Origin of the sequence: Streptomyces sp. URMC 123 (genome assembly GCF_051386515.1) — a bacterium.
Lineage (GTDB): Bacteria > Actinomycetota > Actinomycetes > Streptomycetales > Streptomycetaceae > Streptomyces.
Map to the genome: position 1 here is coordinate 1 of NZ_JBPQTV010000065.1, position 24,038 is coordinate 24,038.

General features: G+C 72.3%; 20 protein-coding genes. 12 read left to right on the plus strand and 8 right to left on the minus strand.

Features of this window, described 5'->3' with window-relative positions; all coding sequences use genetic code 11:
• From pgeF to ACSNOD_RS10985, 5 genes are all read left to right on the plus strand, one after another.
• The coding region (gene pgeF / locus ACSNOD_RS10965) for a peptidoglycan editing factor PgeF (RefSeq protein ID WP_436766643.1) at nt 1–708 on the plus strand (708 nt) is incomplete at its 5' end.
• Entirely contained in the window at nt 705–1,430 is a 726-nt protein-coding gene (locus ACSNOD_RS10970; protein WP_436766644.1) for a YggS family pyridoxal phosphate-dependent enzyme, read from the plus strand. The genes pgeF and ACSNOD_RS10970, both read left to right, overlap by 4 nt.
• Before the next feature lie 124 nt (nt 1,431–1,554).
• Nucleotides 1,555–2,196, plus strand: a complete 642-nt coding sequence (locus ACSNOD_RS10975) for a cell division protein SepF (RefSeq protein ID WP_436766645.1) — start codon at nt 1,555–1,557, stop codon at nt 2,194–2,196.
• A 64-nt stretch (nt 2,197–2,260) separates the two neighbouring features.
• Nucleotides 2,261–2,545, plus strand: coding sequence for a YggT family protein (locus ACSNOD_RS10980; RefSeq protein WP_436766646.1), 285 nt, complete (start codon nt 2,261–2,263; stop codon nt 2,543–2,545).
• A gap of 49 nt (nt 2,546–2,594) precedes the next feature.
• Complete coding sequence (locus tag ACSNOD_RS10985; protein WP_436766647.1) at nt 2,595–3,668, plus strand: DivIVA domain-containing protein; 1,074 nt, start codon at nt 2,595–2,597, stop codon at nt 3,666–3,668.
• A gap of 210 nt (nt 3,669–3,878) precedes the next feature.
• Here the strand turns inward: ACSNOD_RS10985 and ACSNOD_RS10990 are convergent, their stop codons facing one another.
• Nucleotides 3,879–5,300, minus strand: a complete 1,422-nt coding sequence (locus tag ACSNOD_RS10990; protein ID WP_436766648.1) for a serine hydrolase domain-containing protein — start codon at nt 5,298–5,300, stop codon at nt 3,879–3,881.
• A gap of 141 nt (nt 5,301–5,441) precedes the next feature.
• On the opposite strand from ACSNOD_RS10990, the gene ACSNOD_RS10995 reads away from it, so the two are divergent.
• Nucleotides 5,442–6,197, plus strand: coding sequence for a TetR/AcrR family transcriptional regulator (locus ACSNOD_RS10995; protein ID WP_436766649.1), 756 nt, complete (start codon nt 5,442–5,444; stop codon nt 6,195–6,197).
• Between the two features lie 117 nt (nt 6,198–6,314).
• Here the strand turns inward: ACSNOD_RS10995 and ileS are convergent, their stop codons facing one another.
• Complete coding sequence (gene ileS, locus ACSNOD_RS11000) at nt 6,315–9,455, minus strand: isoleucine--tRNA ligase (protein ID WP_436766650.1); 3,141 nt, start codon at nt 9,453–9,455, stop codon at nt 6,315–6,317.
• Between the two features lie 639 nt (nt 9,456–10,094).
• On the opposite strand from ileS, the gene ACSNOD_RS11005 reads away from it, so the two are divergent.
• The 5 genes from ACSNOD_RS11005 (at nt 10,095) to ACSNOD_RS11025 (ending at nt 15,762) form a co-directional block, all read left to right on the plus strand.
• Entirely contained in the window at nt 10,095–11,330 is a 1,236-nt protein-coding gene (locus tag ACSNOD_RS11005) for a TraR/DksA C4-type zinc finger protein (RefSeq protein ID WP_436766651.1), read from the plus strand.
• 79 nt (nt 11,331–11,409) lie between these two features.
• Nucleotides 11,410–12,027: a signal peptidase II gene (locus ACSNOD_RS11010; RefSeq protein ID WP_436766652.1), complete on the plus strand. Its 618-nt coding sequence runs from the start codon at nt 11,410–11,412 to the stop codon at nt 12,025–12,027.
• Nucleotides 12,028–12,196: 169 nt separating this feature from the next.
• Entirely contained in the window at nt 12,197–13,138 is a 942-nt protein-coding gene (locus tag ACSNOD_RS11015; RefSeq protein ID WP_436766653.1) for an RluA family pseudouridine synthase, read from the plus strand.
• A gap of 95 nt (nt 13,139–13,233) precedes the next feature.
• On the plus strand, nt 13,234–14,823 hold the full coding sequence (locus ACSNOD_RS11020; protein WP_436766654.1) for a Na+/H+ antiporter: 1,590 nt from the start codon (nt 13,234–13,236) through the stop codon (nt 14,821–14,823).
• Nucleotides 14,824–14,940: 117 nt separating this feature from the next.
• Nucleotides 14,941–15,762, plus strand: coding sequence for an SDR family NAD(P)-dependent oxidoreductase (locus ACSNOD_RS11025; RefSeq protein ID WP_436766655.1), 822 nt, complete (start codon nt 14,941–14,943; stop codon nt 15,760–15,762).
• A 43-nt stretch (nt 15,763–15,805) separates the two neighbouring features.
• Here ACSNOD_RS11025 and ACSNOD_RS11030 read toward each other — a convergent pair whose 3' ends face one another.
• Complete coding sequence (locus ACSNOD_RS11030) at nt 15,806–16,894, minus strand: mechanosensitive ion channel family protein (protein WP_436766661.1); 1,089 nt, start codon at nt 16,892–16,894, stop codon at nt 15,806–15,808.
• Nucleotides 16,895–17,050: 156 nt separating this feature from the next.
• Here ACSNOD_RS11030 and ACSNOD_RS11035 point away from each other — a divergent pair, with 156 nt between their 5' ends.
• On the plus strand, nt 17,051–17,653 hold the full coding sequence (locus ACSNOD_RS11035) for a dienelactone hydrolase family protein (RefSeq protein WP_436766662.1): 603 nt from the start codon (nt 17,051–17,053) through the stop codon (nt 17,651–17,653).
• Between the two features lie 123 nt (nt 17,654–17,776).
• Here the strand turns inward: ACSNOD_RS11035 and ACSNOD_RS11040 are convergent, their stop codons facing one another.
• From ACSNOD_RS11040 to ACSNOD_RS11060, 5 genes are all read right to left on the minus strand, one after another.
• A complete protein-coding gene (locus ACSNOD_RS11040; protein ID WP_436766656.1) occupies nt 17,777–18,838 on the minus strand; it encodes a zinc metalloprotease in 1,062 nt (353 codons plus the stop codon).
• A gap of 297 nt (nt 18,839–19,135) precedes the next feature.
• Nucleotides 19,136–20,773, minus strand: coding sequence for an alkaline phosphatase D family protein (locus ACSNOD_RS11045; RefSeq protein ID WP_436766657.1), 1,638 nt, complete (start codon nt 20,771–20,773; stop codon nt 19,136–19,138).
• Nucleotides 20,774–20,916: 143 nt separating this feature from the next.
• Nucleotides 20,917–21,744: a thioredoxin domain-containing protein gene (locus tag ACSNOD_RS11050; protein ID WP_436766658.1), complete on the minus strand. Its 828-nt coding sequence runs from the start codon at nt 21,742–21,744 to the stop codon at nt 20,917–20,919.
• A 66-nt stretch (nt 21,745–21,810) separates the two neighbouring features.
• Entirely contained in the window at nt 21,811–22,500 is a 690-nt protein-coding gene (locus ACSNOD_RS11055) for a hypothetical protein (RefSeq protein WP_436766659.1), read from the minus strand.
• A 45-nt stretch (nt 22,501–22,545) separates the two neighbouring features.
• Nucleotides 22,546–23,889, minus strand: a complete 1,344-nt coding sequence (locus ACSNOD_RS11060; RefSeq protein ID WP_436766660.1) for a DUF2252 domain-containing protein — start codon at nt 23,887–23,889, stop codon at nt 22,546–22,548.
• Nucleotides 23,890–24,038 lie beyond the last annotated feature (149 nt).

The window sequence follows — 24,038 nt, forward strand, 5'->3', positions numbered from 1 at the left end:
TGGGGCGGGGTGAGCGCCGCTCCGTACGAGCAGCTCAACCTCGGCGGCGCGGTCGGCGACGACCCCGCGGCCGTGACGGCCAACCGGAAGCGGGCGGCGACCTCGCTCGGGCTCGACCCCTCCCGCGTGGTCTGGATGAACCAGGTGCACGGCCGTGAGGTCGCCGTGGCCGACGGCCCGTGGGGGACCGGTGAGGTCCCCGCCGTCGACGCGGTGGTGACCGACCGTCACGGTCTGGCCCTGGCCGTGCTCACCGCCGACTGCGTCCCGGTGCTGCTGGCGGACCCGGTCGCGGGGGTCGTGGCCGCGGCGCACGCCGGCCGGCCGGGACTGCTCGCCGGGGTCGTCCCCGCGGCGGTCGAGGCGATGGTCTCCCTGGGGGCCGAGCCCTCCCGCGTCACCGCGGTCACCGGCCCCGCCGTCTGCGGCGGCTGCTACGAGGTCCCCGAGGAGATGCGCGCGGAGGTCGCCGCCGCCGTCCCGGAGTCCTGGGCCACCACCCGGCACGGCACCCCCGCCTTGGACGTCACCGCCGGGGTCCACGCCCAACTTGCCCGGCTCGGGGTGGAGAAGCGTGAGAAGTCGCACATCTGCACCCTGGAGTCGGCGGACCACTTCTCCTACCGGCGCGACCGGACCACGGGCCGGCTCGCCGGCTATGTCTGGCTGGAGCCCCCGGCGGACCAGCGGGCGAAAGGCGCGACATGACGGACCGCAAGGCACAACTCGCAGCGAACCTGGCACAAGTGGAGGAACGTATCTCCGCCGCCTGTGCCGCGGCCGGCCGCAAGCGGGAGGAGGTGACCCTCGTCGTGGTCACCAAGACCTACCCGGCCGACGACGTCCGGCTGCTCGCCGAACTGGGGGTGCGTCATGTCGCCGAGAACCGGGACCAGGACGCCGCGCCCAAGGCGGCCGAATGCGCCGATCTCCCCCTGACCTGGCATTTCGTAGGACAATTGCAGACCAACAAGGTGCGGTCGGTGGCCAGTTACGCCGACCTGGTGCACTCGGTCGACCGCTCCCGACTGGTCACCGCCCTCTCGGCGGCGGCCGTGCGGGCCGGGCGCGAGCTGGGCTGTCTGGTCCAGGTCGCCCTGGACGCCGAAGCGAGGGCCGAGGGCACCGCCGGCCGGGGTGGCGCGGCGCCCGACGCGGTGCCCGATCTGGCGGACGCGATCGCCTCCGCCCCGGGTCTGCGACTGGCCGGACTGATGACGGTCGCCCCGCTCAGCGGCGTGTACGCGGGGCGCCAACGGGCCGCCTTCGACCGGCTGATGGAAATCTCATCCGGCCTGCGCGTGGCTCATCCGACTGCGAACATGGTCTCGGCGGGGATGAGCGCGGATCTCGAGGAAGCGGTGGCGGCCGGTGCGACACATGTACGCGTCGGCACCGCGGTACTCGGAGTCCGACCCCGGCTCCGGTAACGTCGCGAAGCAAGTCGGACCACAGCAGAAAATATGGTCATTTCCGTCGATGGGCGGCGAGACCGAGTGGATACCAGGCCCCCGGTGACGGAGCCGATCCACCACAGAGCGGAGGACGCAGAGAATGGCCGGCGCGATGCGCAAGATGGCGGTCTACCTCGGCCTCGTGGAGGACGATGGGTACGACGGCCGGGGGTTCGACCCCGACGACGAGTTCGAACCCGAGCCGGAGCCCGAGCGGGCGCGCCGGCAGCACCCCCCGCACCAGCCGGAGCGGTCACAACAGGACGAACCGGTACGGGTCGTTCATCCGCCCGCCCCGCGCGAACCGGTCGCCCTCGCCACCGAAAGCGGACGATCCAGTTCGCTCGTCACCGAAAGCGGACGATCGGCGCGAATCGCACCCGTGTCGTCCATCACACCTGAACGCCAGAATCTGGAGAAGAACGCACCGGTGATCATGCCCAAGGTCGTGTCCGAGCGGGAGCCCTACCGCATCACGACGCTGCACCCCCGGACCTACAACGAAGCCCGTACCATCGGGGAACACTTCCGCGAGGGCACTCCGGTGATCATGAACCTGACCGAGATGGACGACACCGACGCGAAGCGTCTCGTCGACTTCGCCGCCGGGCTCGTCTTCGGTCTGCACGGGAGTATTGAACGGGTGACGCAGAAGGTGTTCCTGCTGTCTCCTGCTAACGTCGATGTCACGGCGGAGGACAAGGCCCGCATCGCAGAGGGCGGGTTCTTCAACCAGAGCTGAGACGCACCACAGGTGACACCGCGGCCATTCGGTCGATGCGAGCAGGGGAGAGGGAAGCGCGGAAATGAACGTCGTACTGGACGTGATCCACGTCGCGCTGCTGTGCTTCCTGGTCGTACTGATCTTCCGACTGGTCATGGATTACGTCTTCCAGTTCGCCCGCTCATGGCAACCCGGTAAGGCGATGGTGGTCGTCCTTGAGGCCACTTACACTGTCACCGATCCGCCGCTCAAGCTTCTGCGGCGGTTCATTCCGCCGCTGCGTCTCGGGGGCGTGGCGCTCGACCTGTCCTTCTTCGTACTGATGATCATCGTCTACATCCTGATCACCGTCGTGAGCCGGCTGTGAACGATACGGTCTTGCCGATTGCCGACGACAACGTTGAGGTGAAGAAGAGATGCCGTTGACCCCCGAGGACGTGCGGAACAAGCAGTTCACGACCGTCCGCCTCCGAGAAGGCTATGACGAGGACGAGGTCGATGCCTTCCTCGATGAGGTCGAAGCGGAACTGACCCGGCTGCTCCGCGAGAACGAGGATCTGCGCGCCAAGCTCGCCGCCGCGACGCGGGCCGCCGCGCAGAACCAGCAGCAGGGCATGCGCAAGCCCGAGCCGCAGGATCGGCCCGGCGCGCCGGTGCCCGCCGCCATATCCGGACCGCAGCCGGTGCCGCCGCAGCAGCAGATGGGCCCCCCGCAGCTTCCGGGTGGCGCTCCGCAGCTGCCGGCCGGCCCCGGCGGCCACGGCCCGCAGGGGCCGCACGGCCCGGGCCCGATGGGTCAGGGCGGTCCCATGGGTGGCCCGATGGGCGGCCCCATGGGTCCCGGTGGTCCGCAGATGCCGCAGCCGGGCCAGGGCCCGGGCGGTGACAGCGCCGCTCGTGTGCTGTCGCTGGCTCAGCAGACCGCCGACCAGGCGATCGCGGAGGCCCGTTCCGAGGCCAACAAGATCGTCGGCGAGGCCCGCAGCCGCGCCGAGGGCCTGGAGCGGGACGCCCGCGCCAAGGCCGACGCGCTGGAGCGGGACGCGCAGGAGAAGCACCGCGTCGCGATGGGCTCCCTGGAGTCCGCCCGCGCCACGCTCGAACGCAAGGTCGAGGATCTGCGCGGCTTCGAGCGCGAGTACCGCACGCGGCTGAAGTCGTACCTGGAGAGCCAGCTGCGCCAGCTGGAGAACCAGGCCGACGACTCGCTGGCCCCGCCGCGCACCCCGTCCCTGCCGCCGTCCCCGTCCATGGCGGGCGCCGGCGCGGGCATGGGGGGCCACTCCGGGCACTCCGGCCACTCCATGGGCGGCAACCAGTCCATGGGCGGGCACGGCCCGGCGAACGGGGGGCCGTCGTACGGCGGTCAGCAGCAGATGTCCCCGGCGATGACCCAGCCGATGGCGCCGGTGCGGCCGCAGGGCCAGCAGCCGATGCAGCAGGCGCCGTCGCCGATGCGGGGCTTCCTGATCGACGAGGACGACAACTAGGCGCCGCCGCTGTGCCGTCGGCAAGCCACACGGGCCGGGCCCGGGACTTCATGTCCCGGGCCCGGCCCGTTTGTCGTGTGCGTTGCCGTGGTGCGCTGTCGCGTGCGCATTCGTCAGTTTTGGGATCGATTGACCGGTTCGGGTGGCGCGGGTGCTCGGCCATTCGAGTGGCCGCGGAGCGCGCCGCCCGACGCGCGCCCGCGGTGGGCGTCAGGCCACCTTCGGGGCCGCCCGCATGCCGATGTAGCAGCAGCGGGTGCCGTCGGCCAGGGTGGAGAACACCACCGGCATCCAGTCCTCGCTGAAGGCCGCGCCGACGCCCGAGCCGGCGAACACCGTCTCCGTCACCGGCCGCAGCTCGATCTCCAGCGGCGCGGAGAAGTCCTTCATGCCGTCGACGAACTCGTAGACCAGGTGTCCGGCGCCCTTGTGTTCGGTGACGGTGATCACCACGCCCTCGCGCCGGTAGGTGCCCACGAGCGGGGCGTAGTCCACCGCCGGCGGCACCGCGGCCGGGGCGAAGGCGTCCGGCATCGTCACGCCGGCCAGCTCCTGGAGCAGCTCCCGGAAGAGCGCCGCGTACAGGCCGCGCGCCCCGCCGCCGTTGGTGGTCAGGGCGATCGCCACGCCCGCGCCGGGGACGACCCGCAGATAGGCGTACTGACCGATCGAGGCGCCGTCGTGGCCGAAGCCCGGGGTGCCGGACCAGTCGTACAGCGACCAGCCCAGCCCCCAGCCGTCCGCGCTGACGGTCCACTTGTCGGGGACGTCGACCTCGCGGCGGCGCATGGCCGCGACCGTGTCCGCGGCCAGCACCCGGGTGCCGTCCTGGGCGAGGCCGCCGTCCAGATGCATGCGGGCGAAGCGGACCACGTCGCCGGCGCTGGCGATGACCCTGCCGTACGGGCCGGCCGAGCGGGGCATCAGATCCCAGGCCGGGGCCGGCTCGGGCCGCTGCCCCGGCTCGCCGAGGTGGCTCATCGCCGCCCGGAAGGCCAGCGCCTCCTCGGGCAGGGTCATCGTGTGGCTCAGGCCGAGGGGCGCGAGAAGGTGCTCGCGCAGGGCCTGATCCCAGGTCAGACCGGTGAGCACCTCGACCATGCGGCCCAGGACGTTGTAGCCGACGCTGCTGTAGGACGAGCCGGTGCCGGGCGGGCAGTCCAGGGCCACGTCCCTGGCGGCTTCGACGTACTTCGCGAGGCAGTCGTCGCCCCGGCCGGAGTCATGGGTGAAGTCGCAGGTGAGGCCGCTGGTGTGGCTGAGCAGCCGGCGGGCGGTGATGGCGCGGGCCACCTCGGGCCCGCCGGCGACGGCGAAGTCGGGGAGCACGTCGGTGACGGGCGCGTCCAGGTCGAGCCGCCCGGCCTCGGCCAGCTTCATGACCAGGGTGGCGGTGTAGACCTTGGCGATCGAGCCGAGCTGGTACACCGAGTCGGGCGTCGCCGCCACGCCGGTGCCCAGGTGCAGCACGCCGGCCGCCAGTTCGTGGACGACGCCGCCGGTGAGGACGGCGAGCGAGGCGCCCGGCACGTGGTGGGCGGCGAGGAGTTCGTCGAGCCGGGCCTGCCAGCGGGCCGTGTCGAACCCGGTGGTGCGGTGCGCGGCTTCCTGGCGGTCGATCGTGGCGGACATGGCGTTTCCCCCTGTTGATGTGCGTGGTCTCGGGCTGCCCGGCGAGCAACACCGCACACTGTACGGTCCGCCGAACAGTGTTCGCAAGGCCGTACGGTGTTCGGTGACGCGGTATTCTGTCCGCGAGAGAGAGGGGGCCCTGTGCCGGCCGAGAAGCAGGACCTGGAACAGCCCATCCCGTCGGTGTGGACCCGGCCGCGGCCGCGCCGACGCGAGCAGCCGGCGCTGAGCCGGGAACAGATCGTCTCCGCGGCGCTGGAGTTGCTGGACGCCGAGGGCATCGAGGCCCTGAGCATGCGCAAACTCGGCACCCGCCTGAACGCGGGGGCCACGTCCCTGTACACGCATGTGGCCAACAAGGACGAGCTGATCGAGCTGGTCGTGGACGAGGTCCACGGCGAGGTCGAGGTGCCCGCCGCCGACGACCCCGAGCTCTGGCGGGAGGCCGCCGCGCGCTGCGCGGAGAGCCTGCGGGCCACGATCCTGGCGCACCCGTGGCTGGCGTCCGTCCTGGGCGGGATGGGGGTGACCCAGCTCGGGCCGAACGCGATGCGCCTGTCCGAGGGGCTGCTCAACCTGTTCGAGGCCACCCGCCTGCCCCCGGGCGAGGCGGACCTGGCCGTCTCGGCGGTGACCGCGTACGTCATCGGCATGGCCACCACCGAGGCGGCGTGGCTGACCACCCTCGCCCGCAGCGGGCGGACCGAGCGCGCGTGGGTGGAGAGCCTGTGGCCGGCCGCCGAGGAGGCCGCGCGCGAACACCCCCAACTGCGCGAGCGCTACGCGTCACTGCGCGAGAAGGACCCGCGCGAGATCCGGGACGAGAAGTTCGCGTACGGGCTGCAGCGCATCCTCGACGGGATCGGCGCCCGGGCCGGGGTGGCCGGCACGGCCTGAGCCTCCCCGCGCGGGACCGTCGGGCCGGCCGGGCCGCGGCCCCGGTGAGGCGGCGAAACCCCCGGTGCGCCGGAGGGCACCGGGGGTTTCGCCGCGTTCGGCTCGCGCCGGGGGCGGTTACGCCTTGCGGAGGCGGAACGTCAGGCCGAGGCCCTCGTCCGTGAACGGCTCGCCGTACGCCTCGTCGCCCTCGCCGGAGGCGAAGTCCACCGCGAGCACCTCGTCCGCGATGAGCGCCGCGTGGTCGGTCAGCGCCGTCGTGGTCTCGGCGTCCGTGGCCGCCCAGCGCAGGGCGATCCGGTCGGCGACGTCCAGCCCGCTGTTCTTGCGCGCCTCCTGGATGAGGCGGATCGCGTCCCGGGCCAGGCCGGCCCGGCGCAGCTCGGGGGTGATCTCCAGGTCCAGGGCGACCGTGGCGCCGGAGTCGGAGGCCACCGACCACCCCTCGCGCGGGGTCTCGGTGATGATGACCTCCTCCGGGGTGAGCGCCACCGGCTCGCCGTCGACCTCGACCGAGGCCGTGCCCTCGCGCAGGGCCAGCGACAGCGCCGCCGCGTCCGCCGCGGCAATGGCCTTGGCCACGGCCTGGACGCCCTTGCCGAAGCGCTTGCCCAGGGCGCGGAAGTTCGCCTTGGCGGTGGTGTCGACCAGCGAGCCGCCGACCTCCGAGAGGGAAGCGAGCGAGGAGACGTTCAGCTCCTCGGCGATCTGCGCGCGCAGCTCCTCGCCGAGCGACTCGAAGCCGGCGGCGGCGACCAGCGCCCGGGACAGCGGCTGACGGGTCTTCACCCCGGACTCGGCACGCGTGGCCCGGCCCAGCTCGACGAGCCGGCGGACCAGCAGCATCTGCTGCGAGAGCTCCGGGTCGATCAGCTCCTCGGCCACGGTCGGCCAGGTGGACAGGTGCACCGACTCGGGGGCGTCCGGGGAGACCGGGACGATCAGGTCCTGCCAGACCCGCTCGGTGATGAACGGGACCAGCGGCGCCATCAGCCGGGTGACCGTCTCGACGACCTCGTGCAGCGTGCGCAGCGCCGCCTTGTCGCCCTGCCAGAAGCGGCGGCGCGAGCGGCGGACGTACCAGTTCGACAGGTCGTCGACGAACGAGGAGAGCAGCTTGCCAGCGCGCTGGGTGTCGTACGCCTCCAGGGCCCGGGTGACCTGGTCGGTCAGCGCGTTGAGCTCGCTGAGCAGCCAGCGGTCCAGCAGCGGCCGCTCACCCGGGGAAGGGTCGGCGGCGGACGGCGCCCAGCCGGCGGTGCGCGCGTACAGGGCCTGGAAGGCGACCGTGTTCCAGTACGTCAGCAGGGTCTTGCGGACGACCTCCTGGATCGTGCCGTGGCCCACGCGTCGCGCCGCCCACGGGGAGCCGCCGGCCGCCATGAACCAGCGGACGGCGTCCGCGCCGTGCTGGTCCATCAGGGGGATCGGCTGGAGGATGTTGCCCAGGTGCTTGGACATCTTCCGGCCGTCCTCGGCCAGGATGTGCCCCAGACAGACCACGTTCTCGTAACTCGACTTGTCGAAGACGAGCGTGCCGACGGCCATCAGGGTGTAGAACCAGCCGCGCGTCTGGTCGATGGCCTCGGCGATGAACTGCGCCGGGTACCGCTTCTCGAAGATCTCCTTGTTGCGGTACGGGTAGCCCCACTGGGCGAAGGGCATGGAGCCCGAGTCGTACCAGGCGTCGATGACCTCCGGCACCCGGACGGCCGGGTGGGAGCAGCCCTCGGCGGTGCAGGTGAAGGTGATCTCGTCGATGAAGGGGCGGTGCGGGTCCAGCCCGCTCTGGTCGGCGCCCGTCAGCTCGGTCAGCTCGGCCAGCGAGCCGACGCAGGTGAGGTGGCCCTCCTCGCAGCGCCAGATCGGCAGCGGGGTGCCCCAGTAGCGGTTGCGGGAGAGCGCCCAGTCGATGTTGTTGTTCAGCCAGTCGCCGAACCGGCCGTGCTTGACGGCCTCCGGGTGCCAGTTGGTGTTCTCGTTCTCGCGCAGCAGCGCGTCCTTGACCTGCGTGGTGCGGATGTACCAGGACGGCTGCGCGTAGTAGAGGAGCGCGGTGTGGCAGCGCCAGCAGTGGGGGTAGCTGTGCTCGTACGCGATGTGCTTGAACAGCAGTCCGCGGGCCTCCAGGTCGGCGACGAGCGCCTCGTCGGCCTTCTTGAAGAACTGCCCGCCGACCAGGCCCAGGCCCTCCTCGAAGGTGCCGTCGGGGCGGACCGGGTTCACCACCGGCAGCCCGTAGGCCCGGCAGGTCCTGAGGTCGTCCTCACCGAAGGCCGGGGCCTGGTGGACCAGACCGGTGCCGTCCTCGGTGGTGACGTACTCGGCGTTGACGACGTAGTGGGCGCCCTCCATCTCGACCAGGTCGAACGGGCGGCGGTAGGCCCAGCGCTCCATCTCGCGGCCGGTGAACCGCCGGCCGGTCGCGGTCCAGCCCTCGCCGAGGGCCTTCTCCAGCAGCTGCTCGGCGACGACCAGCTGCTCGGTGCCGTCGGTGGCCACCACATAGGTGACGTCCGGGTGCGCGGCGGCGGCGGTGTTGGACACCAGCGTCCACGGGGTGGTCGTCCACACCAGCAGCGCGGCCTCGCCGGCCAGCGGGCCGGAGGTCAGCGGGAAGCGGACGAACACCGACGGGTCGACGACCGTCTCGTAGCCCTGCGCCAGCTCGTGGTCGGACAGGCCGGTGCCGCAGCGGGGGCACCAGGGGGCGACGCGGTGGTCCTGCACCAGCAGGCCCTTGTTGAAGATCTCCTTCAGCGACCACCACACGGACTCCACGTACTCCGGGTCCATGGTGCGGTACGCGTCGTCGAGGTCCACCCAGTAGCCCATCCGGGTCGTGAGCTCGGCGAACGCGTCGGTGTGGCGGGTCACGGACTCGCGGCACTTGGCGTTGAAGGCGGCGATGCCGTACGCCTCGATGTCCTTCTTGCCGCTGAAGCCGAGCTCCTTCTCCACCGCCAGCTCCACGGGCAGGCCGTGGCAGTCCCAGCCCGCCTTGCGGCCGACGTGGTACCCCTGCATGGTCCGGAACCGGGGGAAGACGTCCTTGAAGACCCGGGCCTCGATGTGGTGCGCGCCGGGCATGCCGTTGGCGGTCGGCGGGCCCTCGTAGAACACCCACTCCGGGCGGCCCTCGGACTGCTCCAGGGAACGGGCGAAAATCTTGCTCTCGCGCCAGAAATCGAGCACCGCGTGCTCGAGCGCGGGGAGGTCGACCTGAGCGGGTACCGGGCGGTACTGCGGCGTGGTCATCGGGGTCTCTTCCTCCGGCGGACGACGTATCGGTTCCGTCGGAGGGACGAGAGCACGGCTCCCGCGGTACCACCCTCCTTGGCCACGGGCGGTGCCCATGGCCCCCTCATTGAGGCCGCGACGCCGGGTCTACTCGCCGGACCGCACCGGGCGGTCGGCTTTCTTCCGGCGGCTCCGGGGTGATGCTTCACATCGCGCACGCCCCCGGGCTCGCACCGTCCCCGGGTCGCTCATGGCTGCGTGCGACGCTACTCGTCCCCATCCACGCCTTTCGCTGCGGCCAGTGTACGGGCCGTCGGGCGCGGTCGCCGACCGGATTTCCGCCGCGGCCCCCGCTGCGCCGACCGGGGGAGCGGGGCGGCCGGCGGCTGACCCGAATGGCGACACGGGTGCCGGAAAACCCGTACGGCGCAGGGAGGGGCGCGCGGCGCGCCGGGGGAGGAGCGGATTACGGGGCGGGAAGCGGGGCACAACGGATTCAGGCTCGTCCTGCTCCACGGACATGGCGGGCGCCGTCGACGGCCGGGAGCGCCCGGAGCCCGCGTCGGTCGGCGTGCCCCGTTGCCGCGGGCTCGGGGTCGATTTATCGTCCCAGCACGATTCGCGCGCAAGATCACAATATGTGAAGGGGCCGCGGCCATGGTGGCGAGGAAGACCGCCGCGAAGAAGACGGCGCCGGCGAAGAAGGCGGCCACCCGGACGGCCGCGCCCGAGAAGGCGACGGCGGGCGGCAGGGCCGCGGCGGGCGGAAAGGCCGTGGCGAAGAAGGCCGCGGCCAAGCAGGCCGCGCCGAAGAAGGCGGCGGCCAAGAAGGCGACGGCCACGACGAAGAGCGCGGCGAAAAAAACCGCGGCGAAGAAGGCGCCGGCCGCGACAAAAGCCGCGGCCACGAAAGCCGCGCCGAAAAAGGCGGCGCCGAAGAAGGCCGTCGCGAAAAAGTCCGCGACGGCGAAGAAGGTCGTGGAGAAGCAGGCCGCGGCGCCCGCGAAGCCCACGGCGAAGAAGGCCGCGGCGAAGAAGGCCGCCACGAAGGCGACCGCGAAGACGGCCGCCACGAAGAAGGCGGCGGCGAAAAAGACCACCGCGAAGGCGGCCGTGAAGGCGACCGCCACGAAGACCGCCTCGAAGACGGCGGCCGAGAAGACCGCCACCAAGGCGACCGCCAAGAAGACGGCCGTCACGAAGACAGCCGCCACCAAGGCGACCGCCAAGAAGACGGCGGCCGAGAAGACGGCCGCGAAGGCGACGGCGAGCAGGACGACGACCGCCGGGACGACGGGCAAGACCACGGCCAGGAAGGCCGTGTCCGAGAAGAAGGCTCCGACGGCGTCGACCGCCGCCGAGAAGCCCGTGAAGAAGACGGGAGCCAAGACGGTGGTTGCGAAAGAGACTCCGGGTGGGGCGTCCGCTGCCAGGAAGGCCCCGGCGCCGCCGGTGCCCAAGGCGCGTACCGCCGCGGCGCCCGGCGAGGACGCCGAGGCCGGCCGGCTGGCCGTACGCCCGGGGGAGGAGCCCTGGTCGCCGGCGGAGGTGGCCGATGCCCGCACGGGCCTCGCGGCCGAGTCCGAGCGGCTGCGGGCCGAGATCACCGCCGCCGAGGACGCGATCTCGGGGCTGATGCGGGACTCCGGCGACGGCGCGGGCGACGACCAGGCCGACACCGGCACCAAGAACATCACCCGGGAGCACGAGCTGGCGCTCGCCGCCAACGCCCGGGAGATGCTCGTCCAGACGGAGCGCGCCCTGGCCCGGATCGAGGACGGCACCTATGGCCTCTGCGAGTCCTGCGGGAAGCCGATCGGCAAGGCGCGGATGCAGGCGTTCCCCCGCGCCACGCTCTGTGTGGAGTGCAAACAGCGGCAGGAGCGCCGCTGATCCCCTCCGTACGTCTGTGCCGTACCCTCGTCGTGAGTCAGGCGTCGCCTGGCCCGGAACGCGAGGTTGAGGGACTCACGTGGCAGAGGCGGAGCGGATCATCGGTACTCCAGATCGTGGGGAGACACAGCCGGAGCAGGCCGACGAGCCCGCGCGCGGGGACGGCACGGCCGGCGCCCCGGCCGGTGCCACGCCGCTCGGCGGGGTACGGGGCCCGCGCCGGATCGCGGTGCTGCTCGCGGTGGCCGCCTTCGCGTACGCCCTCGACCTGGTCAGCAAGATGATCGTGGTCGCGCACCTGGAGCACCGGGCGCCGATCGAGATCGTCGGCTCGTACCTCCAGTTCGAGGTGGTGCGCAACGCCGGCGCCGCCTTCGGCATCGGCGAGGCGCTCACGGTCGTGTTCACGATCATCGCGGGCACGGTGATCGTGGTGATCGCGCGGATCGCCCGGAAGCTCTACAGCGTGCCGTGGGCGATCGCCCTCGGGCTGCTGCTCGGCGGCGCCTTCGGCAATCTCACCGACCGGATCTTCCGTTCCCCGGGCGTCTTCCGGGGCGCGGTCGTGGACTTCATCGCGCCCAAGCACTTCGCGGTGTTCAACCTCGCGGACTCCGCGATCGTCTGCGGCGGCATCCTGATCGTGATCCTCTCCTTCCGGGGCCTGGACCCGGACGGCACGATCCACAAGGACTGACGGGCACAAGGACTGATGGGCCACAAGGGCTGACGAGTCACAAGGGCTGACGAGCCACACGGACCGACGGGCCGGTGGGGCCGATGCGAGCCCCGGACCGGCGGGCCGATCCGGCACTGGCGTTCGAGGGCCGTCGGGGCGAGGTCCCGCCGTCCGGCATACTCGACGGGTGAGCACGCTTCCCCAGATCCGCACGCTGCCCGTACCCGATGGCCTCGAGGGCGAGCGCGTCGACGCCGCCATCGCCCGCATGTTCGGTTTTTCGCGGACCAAGGCGGCCGAGCTGGCCGCCGCCGGAAAGGTCCTGCTCGACGGCAGTGTCGCCGGCAAGTCCGACCGGGTGAGCGGCGGGGCCTGGCTCGAGGTCGAGCTGCCGCAGGCCGCCGCGCCGGTGCGGATCGTGGCCGAGCCCGTCGAGGGCATGGAGATCGTCCACGACGACGACGACATCGTCGTGATCGTCAAGCCCATCGGGGTCGCCGCGCACCCCAGCCCCGGCTGGACCGGCCCCACGGTGATCGGCGGGCTGGCCGCCGCGGGCTACCGGATCTCCACCTCCGGGGCCGCCGAGCGCCAGGGCATCGTGCACCGGCTCGACGTCGGCACCTCCGGGCTGATGGTGGTCGCCAAGTCCGAGCGCGCCTACACGCTCCTCAAGCAGCAGTTCCGGGACCGTACGGTCGACAAGCGCTACCACGCCCTCGTGCAGGGCCACCCCGACCCGATGAGCGGCACCATCGACGCCCCGATCGGCCGCCACCCCACCCACGACTACAAGTGGGCGGTCACCGCCGAGGGCAAGCCCAGCGTCACCCACTACGACCTCATCGAGGCGTTCCGGGCCGCCAGCCTGCTCGACATCAAGCTGGAGACCGGCCGCACCCACCAGATCCGGGTGCACATGGCCGCCCACCGCCACCCCTGCGTCGGCGACCTCACCTATGGGGCCGACCCCACGCTCGCCAAGCGGCTGAAGGTCGGCCGGCAGTGGCTGCACGCGGTCCGGCTCGGGTTCGAGCACCCGGCGGACGGCGAGTGGGTGGAGTTCGCGAGCGACTACCCCGAGGACCTCCAGGGGGCCCTGGACCGGGTGCGCGCCGAGAGCGCGTAACCGCCGCCGGCGGGGCGGGTGACCGCCCATCCGGTGACGGGCGTGGCACGCTGGAAGATCCCAACGCCGCGCCCAACCCGCCGGAGGGCACCGAAGTGGATCAGCTCGCCCTGCTGTTCGTCCTGCTCCTCGGAGCCGTGATCACGGTTCCGCTCGGCGATCGGCTGGGGCTGCCCGCGCCCACGCTCATGACCCTCGGCGGGGCCGCCCTGGCCCTGTTGCCGTTCGTCCCGAACGTCGACGTCCCGCCCGAGTTCATCCTGCCCCTCGTGCTGCCGCCGATCCTCTACGCCTCGGTGCAGCGCACCTCCTGGCGCCAGTTCACGGCGAACAAGCGCGCCATCTTCCTGCTGGCCGTCGCGCTGGTCTTCGTCACCACGGCGGCGGTGGCCGCGGTCGCGCACGCCGTGGTGCCGGGGCTGCCGATCGCCGCGGCCGTGGTGCTCGGGGCGCTCGTCGCCCCGCCCGACCCGGTGGCGGCCACGGCCGTCGCCGGTTCGCTCGGGCTGCCGCGCCGCATGGTGTCGATCCTGGAGGGCGAGGGCCTCTTCAACGACGTCACCGCGATCGTGCTCTACCACGTGGCGCTGGCCGCCGCCGTCAGCGGCACCTTCTCCGTGCCGCGCGCGGTGGGCCAGCTCGTGCTCTCGGCCGTGGTCGCCGTGGCGGTGGGCCTGGCGCTGGGCTGGCTGGCGCACAAGCTGATGGCCCTGCTGGGCGACGCCACGCTCCAGATCGGCCTCACCCTGCTGGTGCCGTTCGTCTCCTACGTCCTCGCCGAGGAGCTCGGCGGCTCCGGCGTCCTCGCCGTGCTCACCAGCGCGCTGTATCTGGCGGAGTACGCGGTCGACGCCGACGACGTCCTCGGCCGGCTCGCCGGCAAGACGTTCTGGGAGGTCGTGGACACCCTGGTCACCGGCGTGGCCTTCGGCCTCATCGGACTGGAGCTGCACAACGTCTTCGGCACCGCCGCCGGCCGGTGGGGCGAGCTGCTGGCCGCCGCCGCGGCGGTGGTCGCGGTCGTCGTCGGCGCCCGGCTGCTGTGGCTGCTGCCCGCCGCCTGGCTCGCCCGCCGCATGCACCGGCGCGCCGACGTCGACGAGGACATCCCCATGAGCTGGCGGGAGACCGTGGTGATGTGGTGGGCCGGGATGCGCGGGGTGGCGTCCGTGGCCCTGGCCCTGGCCGTGCCGTTCACCGTCTCCGGCGGCGGGCCCTTCCCCGCCCGCGACGAGATCATCTTCATCGCGTTCGCCGTCGTCCTGGCCACCCTGCTGCTCCAGGGGCTGACCCTGCCCTGGCTGGTCGGACGGCTCGACGTGCGCGCGGACAGCAAGGCCGAACGGGAGATGGAGCGCCGCCTCGCGGTGCGCGTGGCCAAGGCCGCCAAGCGGCGGCTGCGGGAGATCGAGCAGGTCGAGGAGCTGCCCGAGGAGCTCTCGGAACAGCTCCTGCGGCGGGCGTACGACATGGGCGCGCGCATCTCGCCGGACATCGTCGACGACGAGCGGCTCGCCGGCCAGCACAAGCGGGTGGAGCGGTTGAAGCGGCTCCAGCGCATTCAGAACGAGATGCTCTCCGCGGCGCGGCACGAGGTGCTGTCCGCGCGCAGCGAGCCGGGGGCCGACCCGGAGGTCGTCGACCGCGTGCTCCGCCAGCTCGACGTCCGCAGCCTGCGCGCCTAGCACCGACGCCCGCGCCCGCGCGCCTGAGCGCCGACGCCCGTGCCCGCGCGAGCCGCCGCATCCCGCGGCCCGGCGGCCCGCCGCCGTACGATCGGGGCCCGGGATCGAGGAGCGCGTATGACTCGCACAGTGGTCGTCAGCGGCGGCGGTACGGGGATCGGGCTCGCCGCGGCCCAGACCTTCGCGCGCGACGGGGACCAGGTGCTGCTCGTCGGGCGCCGCCGGGAGGTGCTCGAACGGGCCGCGGAGACGGTGCCCGGCGCGGCGGTGTTCGCGGCCGACCTGGCCGACCCCCGGCACGCGGGGGAGGCGGCCCGCTTCGTCTGCCGGGAGTACGGGGCCGTGGACGTGCTGATCAACGGCGCGGGCGGCGACGGGCGGCTCGAAGCCGCGGCCGGGGGGCCGGAGGCCCGGGACGGGCTGCACACGCGGCCGGAGGCCCCGGACGGTCGGCACACGGCCCAGGCCGGGGACGCCACCGATCCGCTGCCGACCGCCGCCCACCACTGGACGCTCGCCTTCCGGCAGAACCTGCTGACCGCCGTGCTGCTCACCGAGGCCCTGCGGGACCACCTCGCGACCCCGGGCGGCCGGGTGCTGTTCATCAGCTCGATCGCGGCCCGCCGCGGCTCGGGGACGGTGGCGTACGCGGCTGCCAAGGCGGGGCTCCACCCGTACGCCTTCGCGCTGGCCCGGGAGCTGGGGCCGCGCGGCATCACCGTGAACGCGGTGGCGCCCGGCTATGTCGAGGACACCGGGTTCTTCGGCGACGGGCTGCCGGAGGAGCGGCGCCGCGCGCTGATCGGGGAGACGCTCACCGGTCGGGCCGGCACGCCCGGGGACGTCGCGGAGACCCTCCACTGGCTGGCCTCACCCGCGGCCGCGCACATCACCGCCCAGGTGATCGACGTCAACGGCGGAGCGGAACGCGGTCACTGACGCCCTTCTCCGCCGGTCGCCGGTCGTCGGCCGCCGGTCACCGTCAGTCGCCGGACGGGCCCTCCACGCCCGGCCGCCGCCGGCGCTCCCCGTCCTCCGGCGCGCCCGGCGCCGGCGTCGTGGCGACGCGCGGCAGCGCGTACGGGTGCTCCTCCCGCAGCCAGCCGACCATCCGCTCCCGCATCTCGCACCGCACGTTCCACAGCGCGTCCGCGTCCCGGGCCGTGACCAGCGCCCGCACCTGGATCGTGGTGGGCGTGGTGTCCGTGACCACCAGGCCCCAGCCCCGGCCGTCCCAGGACGGCGACTCCTGGAGCATCTCGTGGAACTTCTCGCGCATCTTCTCGATCGGCGCGGCGTGGTCCAGCTGGAAGAAGACCGTGCCGGTCATCTGCGCCCCGCCGCGCGACCAGTTCTCGAACGGCTTGCTGGTGAAGTACGACACCGGCATGGTGATCCGGCGCTCGTCCCAGGTCCGCACGGTCAGAAAGGTGAGGGTGATCTCCTCGACCGTGCCCCACTCGCCGTCCACCACCACCGTGTCCCCTATGCGCACCATGTCGCCGAAGGCGATCTGCAGACCGGCGAAGAGATTGCCCAGCGTGGACTGGGCGGCGATACCGGCGACGATGCCGAGGACCCCGGCGGAGGCGAGCATGGACGTGCCGACCGTGCGCATCTCCGGGAAGGTCAGCAGCATCGCGGCCACCGCCACCACCCCCACGACGGCGGTCACCACCCGCTGGATCAGCGTCACCTGGGTACGCACCCGGCGCAGCCGGGCGGGGTCCCGGGCGGCGTTGGCGTAGCGGCTGTAGGACGACTCCACTATGGCCGTCGCGATGCGCACCACCAGCCAGGCGGTCGCCCCGATCACCACGAGGCTGAGCACCCGCGCGATGGCCGCGTGGTGGGCGCGGAAGAGGTCGGCCCGCTCGTACGAGCCGCGCAGCACCGCCGTGCACAGCAGCAGCTGGAAGGGGAGGCGGCCGCGGCGCAGCAGGCCCCACAGCGGGGTCTCGGGGTGTCGGGTGTCGATGCCGCGCAGCAGGCGGTCGAGCCCCCAGCCGGCCAGCAGGGTGACCGTGAGCGACCCCCCGATCACGATCAGCGGGCGCAGCACGTCCTCCATGGGCACCTGGGCTCCTTTCCGCACCGTCCGTGTGCCACGGCGGTGCGCTGCGTGCCTGAACGTTTCTCCGTGGCGGGGCGCCTACCCCGCGCCGCGCCGGCGAACGGGACTGGCACGATGTGAGACGTACGACCCACCGGAAGAGAAGTGACTGCTGTGGCGGCCTCCCAGACCATTGTCCTGTTCCACTCCGCGTACGGCCTGCGCCCGGCCGTCCACGCCGCGGCCGAGCGGCTGCGCGCCGCGGGGCACGAGGTGCACGTCCCCGATCTGTACGAGGGGCGCACCGCCGAGACCGTCGAGGACGGCATGGCGATCAAGGACGGGATCGGCACGGACGAGCTGCTGCGCCGGGCCGTGGCGGCGGTGGCCCCGCTGTCGGACCGGGGCCTGGTCTACGCCGGCTTCTCGCTCGGCGGCTCGATCGCCCAGAACCTCGCGCTGGCCGACGAGAAGGCGCGCGCTCTGCTGCTGTTCCACGGCACCTCGGACCTGACCGACGACGCGAGCGCGGACGGGCTGCCGGTGCAGCTGCACGTCGCCGACCCCGACCCGTTCGAGCCGCACGACTGGCTCAACGCCTGGTACCTGCGGATGGGCCGGGCGGGGGCCGAGGTGGAGGTGTACCGCTACGCCGGCGCCGGGCACCTCTTCACCGACCCCGACCTGCCCGACCACGACGCCGAGGCGGCCGCGGCCGCCTGGGCGGTGGCGCTGGCGTTCCTCGACGAGCTGGAGCCGGCCCCCGAGGCGCCGTGAGCCGGAGCGCGCAGAGCCGGGACCGGCCGCGCGCCCGGCCGCGGAGACAGCGGCCGCGGAGACAGCGGTAAGCCCCGCCGTCAGGGGACGGCGGGGCTTACCGGCGCGCGGAGCGGGCGGAGATCAGCTGGCGCGGTAGGCGTACCAGTACTCGGTCATCCGCTTGACCTGACCCGGGGTGAACTGGGTCATGCAGTTGTCGTACGTGTAGTCCATGAAGTTGCGGATCGGGTCCAGGCCCTCGGCGGCGCAGGTGTCACGGCCGACCGGGCACTCGAACGCGGGGCCGTCCTCGGCCGGGGTGTCGGCGACGAAGTCGTTGGTCTCCGAGCAGCCGTCCTGGAAGGTGTGGTACAGGCCCATCCAGTGGCCGACCTCGTGGGTGCCGGTGTCGCCCTCGTTGTAGTTGGTGGCTGCGCCGCCGGGCAGCGAGGTGTCGAGGAGCACGACGCCGTCCATCTTCGGGTCCTCGGGGTACCACTCGGGGAAGGTGGCCCAGCCGAGCAGGCCGCCGCTGAGGCTGGCGGTGTAGATGTTGAGCGCGCTCGGTCCGCCGCGGCGGAGCTTGGTCTTCATGGTCCGCTCGTCGGCCCCGTCCGGCTCCAGGCCGTTGTACCAGGACGCGTTGTCGGTGTAGTCGGTCTTGACCAGCTTGAACGTGAACTGGCTCGGGGTGTTGCCGTCGCCCTTGCCCGCGAACGCCTCGTTGAGGACGGTCATCTGGGCGTCGATGTCCTTGGGGGTGAGCTTGCCCTTGTCGCCGTCGTGCACGACGTGGAAGTAGACCGGGATGGTCGTGCTGGCGGTGCCCTTGCCGGTGAGCTGCCGGCCCGCACCGGAGTCGCGGATCTCGGCGACCCGTCTCTTGAGCTCCGCGTCCATCGCCTTGGCCTGGGCCTTGGAGAGGGTGTTGGGGTCCTTGGCGCCCTGCTTGCCCAGCGCGTGGTCGGGGTGGGCGAGACGGGCGTTGGCCCCGGCGGCCGGGCCGTCGGCGCAGTCCTCGGCGGAGCCGGCCCGGGACGAGGCGGCGGCACCGGAGGCCTGGGTGGACTTGTCGGTCGAGGGGGTGTCGGAGGCCGCACCCGCCGGGACGGAGAGCGGGGCGATGGCCAGGGCACCGGCGAGCACGGCGGTGCCGAGGATACGGTTCGTCAGACGCGGGGATATTCGGGCGAGCTTGCGCATGGGAGCTCCTCGCGGACAGGGGGGACGAGGAGGGATTTCCTCGCCGCCGCGGGGAGGCTATGGGGCGCCGTCGCCGCGCAACGAGTGGTGATCTGGCCCAATCACATGCGGGGGCAAATGGGGCGTTGGGGAGAGATCTTCCGACAAGATGCGGACTTCGAGATACGCCTGTAACGCCCGACGTGGCCGGGGTGAGTGATGTGTCCCTTTTCGCGCCCTCCCGGACGCCGGAACGCACCACTCACCGCAACGATCACAACATAGCCGTAACGGACGCAGTTTGGCCGAAAATTGCGATCAGCGGACCGGTTGGTGAACGCGTTCGATCTTTTGTGTTCCGTTCAAGGTCCGGTACGACCGACTCCACTTCGCCGTGGCACCTCGGTCGGTCTTGTTCGACAGCGCGTAGAAGTCCATCTGGGCCCGCTCGGCCGTGACGTCCAGCACGCCGTAGCCGTGGGAGTCCATGTCGAGCCACTTGACATGCCAGTTGGCGGCCCGGATGGCGCTCTCGGCGACCGTGGAGGCGGTGTGCGCCGGGACGTGCAGCAGCTCGTCCAGGTTGTCCGAGGTCACCGAGGTGACCACGAACTCCGTCGCGGCCGTGCCCGAGGACGGGTAGGTGGCGGCCCGCACCGGCACCTCGTTGGCCCACGCGGAGTGGATGTCCCCGGTGAGGAACACGGTGTTGGTGATGGACCGGTCGCGCAGGTGCCCGAGCAGCTCCGCCCGGTCGCTCGTATAGCCGTCCCACTGGTCGGTGTTGAGGGCGACCCCGCCGTCCGGCAGCCCGAGCAGCTCGCCCACCGGCCCGAGCAGGTGCGACGGCAGGGAGCCGAAGGCCACCGGGGAGATCATCACGGAGGTGCCCACCAGCCGCCAGGCGGTGTCCGAGCCGGCCAGCCCGGCCTTCAGCCAGTCGAGCTGGGCCCGGCCGGCGATCGTACGGCCCGGGTCGTCGACCCCGCCGTTGCCGGCCTTCACCTGCTGGGAGCGGAAGGACCGCAGATCGAGCAGGTGCAGATCGGCGAGGGTGCCGAAGCGCAGCCGGCGGTGGACCGTGCCCTCGGTGGAGGCGCGCACCGGCATCCACTCGAAGTACGCCTGCTTGGCCGCCGCCATCCGCGCCGCCCAGTCCCCCTCGGCGCCGGGCGTGTGGTTCTCCGCGCCGCCCGACCAGGCGTCGTTGGCGAACTCGTGGTCGTCCCAGATCGCGATCACCGGGTGCGCGGCGTGCAGCGCCTGCAGATCGGCGTCGGTCCTGTAGTGGCCGTGCCGGGTGCGGTAGTCGGTGAGCGTGACGATCTCGTGCGCCGGCCGGTGCGTCCGCACGGCGTGCTTCTGCTTGGGGTACTCGCCGGAGCCGTACTCGTAGAGGTAGTCCCCGAGGTGCAGCACCGCGTCCAGATCGGTGCGGGCGGCCAGATGGCGGTAGGCGGCGAACCAGCCGGACTCCCAGTTGGCGCAGGAGACCACGCCGAAGCGGACGCCGGGCGCCGCGGCGTCGTGCGCGGGGGTGGTGCGGGTGCGGCCGGTGGGGGAGGGGGCCCCGTCGGCGGTGAAGCGGAACCAGTAGTCGGTGGCCGGGCGCAGCCCGCGGACGTCCACCTTGACGGTGTGGTCGGTGGCGGCGGTGGCCGTCGTGGTGCCCCGGGCGACGACGCGGGTGAAGCCCTTGTCCTCGGCGACCTCCCAACCGACCGGCACGGCCGGGCCCTTGCCCGAGCCGGGGACGGCCTCGGGGGTCGGGGTCACCCGGGTCCAGAGCAGGACGCCGTCGGGGAGCGGATCGCCGGAGGCGACGCCGTGCAGAAAGGCGGGGCCCGCCGTGGCCGCCACCGCGGCGGGGGCGGTGGCGAGGGTCAGCAGCGCGGCGGAGGCGGCCGCTGCCTTCACCACGGTACGGCGGGACGTATCGGGGATGAGTTCGGTCACGGCCGCAAAGATTAGCGTTTGATATGACGAACGGGCGGACGACTCCTGAGAGTTCGTCCGCCCGTATCCGGCAAGTCGCCGTTATTCGCCCTCGACCGTTGATTTCCGGCCTTGGCAGGCCCGGAATCGACCGGAAAGTGCCGTCACTTGCCGCTGAACGCCTTCTCCAGCGCGGCCGTGTAGTCCTCCGGCGTCATCGGGGTGTACTGGCGCGGGGTGCCGTCGGTGACCTTCTTGTCCTTGTAGAGGATCGTCGGGGTGCCCTTGACGCCCTTGCGGCCGAAGATGGCCTCGCTCTCCAGCGCCCAGCGGTCGAAGGTGCCGTCCTTGAGCGCCTTCTGGAAGTCCTGGTCGTCCTTGAGCGCCGGGACCTGCTGCGCGATCTCGATCAGGTAGTCGTCGTCGGCGAACTTGTCGTCCCGCTCGTCGGGGTGGTTCTCCGGCGAGAACAGCGCCTTCTTGTACTCCAGGAACGCCTCGGGGCTCTTGTTGAGCGCCGCGCCCAGCGCGCTCAGCGCGTTCTTCGAGCCCACGCCCTTGGCCATGCCGTCGATGAAGGAGTACATCGTGTACTCCACCTTGTACTTGCCGTCCTTGATGTCCTTGAGGACGGTCTCGCCGACCCGCTGCTCGAAGGACGCGCACGCCGGGCAGCGCATGTCCTCGTAGAGCTCGACGGTCTCCTTCGCCTTCGGGTCGCCGATGACGATGGAGGTGCCCTTCTCGCCGCTGCTGTTCTTCGGCTGGACCAGCTCCTTGTCCTTGGCCGCCTCCCAGACGCCGCTGTCGCTGCTGCCGTTGATCTTGGAGACGGCGAAGGCTATGCCCGCCACGAGGGCGAGCGCGGCGACCACCGAGCCGCCGACGATCACCTGCCGGCGCACCTTCTCCTTCTTCGCCTGGCGCTCGCGCTCGGCGCGCAGCCGCTCGCGGGCGGCCGCCTTGTTGGCGTGGCTGTTCCGATTGCTCATGATCTTCTACTCCGTGGAATCCGTGGGCCCGGGAACGGGCCGGGGGTGGGGGAACGCGTTGCTCGCTCAGACGCCCGCGAGGGCGAGTGAGCGAGGGGGTCCCCGCCGTCCGACGGAGTGGGCGAGCATCGGCTGGGCGCGCACGAGCGGCGCCCGGCGCACGGGCCCGGTGGGGCGCCGCGCGGGATCGGCGACCGCCACCACGGCGGCCACCGCCAGCAGCAGCGGGCGGAAGGTGGCGGCGGCCGCGGCCCGCACCAGCCGGCCCAGGGCCGCCTCGCCGCGCCGCAGCCACCAGGCGGCGGCCAGCCCCACGGCGGTGTGGACGATCAGCAGCAGCCAGGGCAGCGCCGTGCCGGCCGCGCCGGGCGCCGCCCCGTCCGCGCCCGGGGCCGCCATCCGGGCCAGCGGGGTACCGACGCTGCCCCCGCCGCACACCAGGTGCACCCCGAAGGAGCGCAGCGGCCCGGTCACCGGCCCGCCGGCGTGCCCGTAGCAGGCGTGCTGGCCGGTGGTGAAGACGGTGTCGGCGGCCAGCTCCAGCGGGATCAGCAGCGCCGCGATGGAGCCGAGACCCCGCTCGCGGCCCGCGCCCGCGTAGGCGACCAGGAAGACGGCCCCGGCGAGCGCGGCGACGGTGGTGAGCGGCAGTGGCATCCCGGACAGCAGGACGTGCGAGCAGGCGGACAGGGTCACACAGAGCGCGGCGAAGACCGCCGCGCGCAGTGTTCTGAGCCCTGTCGCTGATATGTCCATCGGGCGAGAGTGTGCCATGGCCGCGGGTGACCCGTCCCCGGGCCCCTACAGACCCGGTATCCGACCGTTACGGAACAGGTCGACGAAGATCTGGTGGTCGGCCCTGGCCCGCGCCCCGTAGCCGTGCGCGAAGTCCACCAGCAGCTCCGGGAAGCCGTCCTCGTCGGCCGCGATCGCCGCGTCGATGGCGCGCTCGGTGGAGAACGGGACCAGCGAGTGCCCGCTCTCGTCGTCCGCGGCGGCGTGCATGGTGGCGGTGGCCCGGCCCAGGTCGGCGACGACCGCCGCGATCTGCCCGGGGTCGTCGATGTCGGACCAGTCGAGGTCCACGGCGTACGGGGACACCTCGGCCACCAGCTGGCCCGCGCCGTCCAGCTCGGTCCAGCCCAGCCAGGGGTCGGCGTGGTCCTGGAGGGCGCGCTGGGAGATCACCGTGCGGTGCCCCTCGTGCTGGAAGTACGAGCGCACCCGCGCGTCGGTGATGTGCCGGGAGACCGCCGGGGTCTGCCCCTGCTTCATGTAGATCACGACGTCGTTCTCCAGGGCGTCGCTGTTGCCCTCCAGCAGGATGTTGTACGAGGGCAGGCCGGCGCTGCCGATGCCGATGCCCCGGCGGCCCACGACGTCCTTCACCCGGTACGAGTCCGGGCGGGCCAGGCTGGACTCCGGGAGGGTCGCCAGATAGCCGTCGAAGGCGGCGAGCACCTTGTAGCGGCTCGCGGCGTCCAGCTCGATCGTGCCCCCGCCGGGGGCGAAGCGGCGCTCGAAGTCCCGGATCTCGGTCATGGACTCCAGCAGCCCGAACCGGGTGAGCGAGCGGGCCTCGCGCAGGGCGGCCAGCAGCGGGCCGTCGGCGGTGTCCAGGGTGAAGGGCGGCAGCTCCTCCTTCTCCGGGTCCTTGGGGCCGGTGGCCAGCGCGTGGACGCGCTCGCGGTAGGCGGCGGCGTAGATCCGCACCAGATCCGTGATCATCCCGTCACTGAGCGCCTTGGTGTAGCCGATCAGCGCCACGGAGGCGGCGAACCGCTTCAGGTCCCAGGTGAACGGGCCCACATAGGCCTCGTCGAAGTCGTTGACGTTGAAGATCAGGCGCCCGTTGGAGTCCATGTAGGTGCCGAAGTTCTCGGCGTGGAGATCGCCGTGAATCCACACCCGGGAGGTCCGCTCGTCCAGATAGGGCCCGCCGTCGGCGGCGCTGTCCAGATCGTCGTAGAACAGACACGCGGTGCCGCGGTAGAAGGCGAAGGCCGAGGCGGCCATCTTGCGGAACTTGACCCGGAAGGCGGCCGGGTCCGCGGCCAGCAGCTCACCGAAGGCGGTGTCGAAAACGGCGAGAATGCGCTCGCCGCGCTGCTCGGCCGACGCGGCCGGGGCGTGCTGGAACGACATCGCGTGGAGCCTCCTGGTGCGTTTCGCTTTTCGAGCGGGTGTTCCTCCGCTACCAACGCGTGAGGCTACCGCCGAGTGCCCGGCCGCTGTCGGACCGGCGACGTAGACTTCGATGCCGTCGCCCCACCCGCCCCCCGATGCCCACGGAG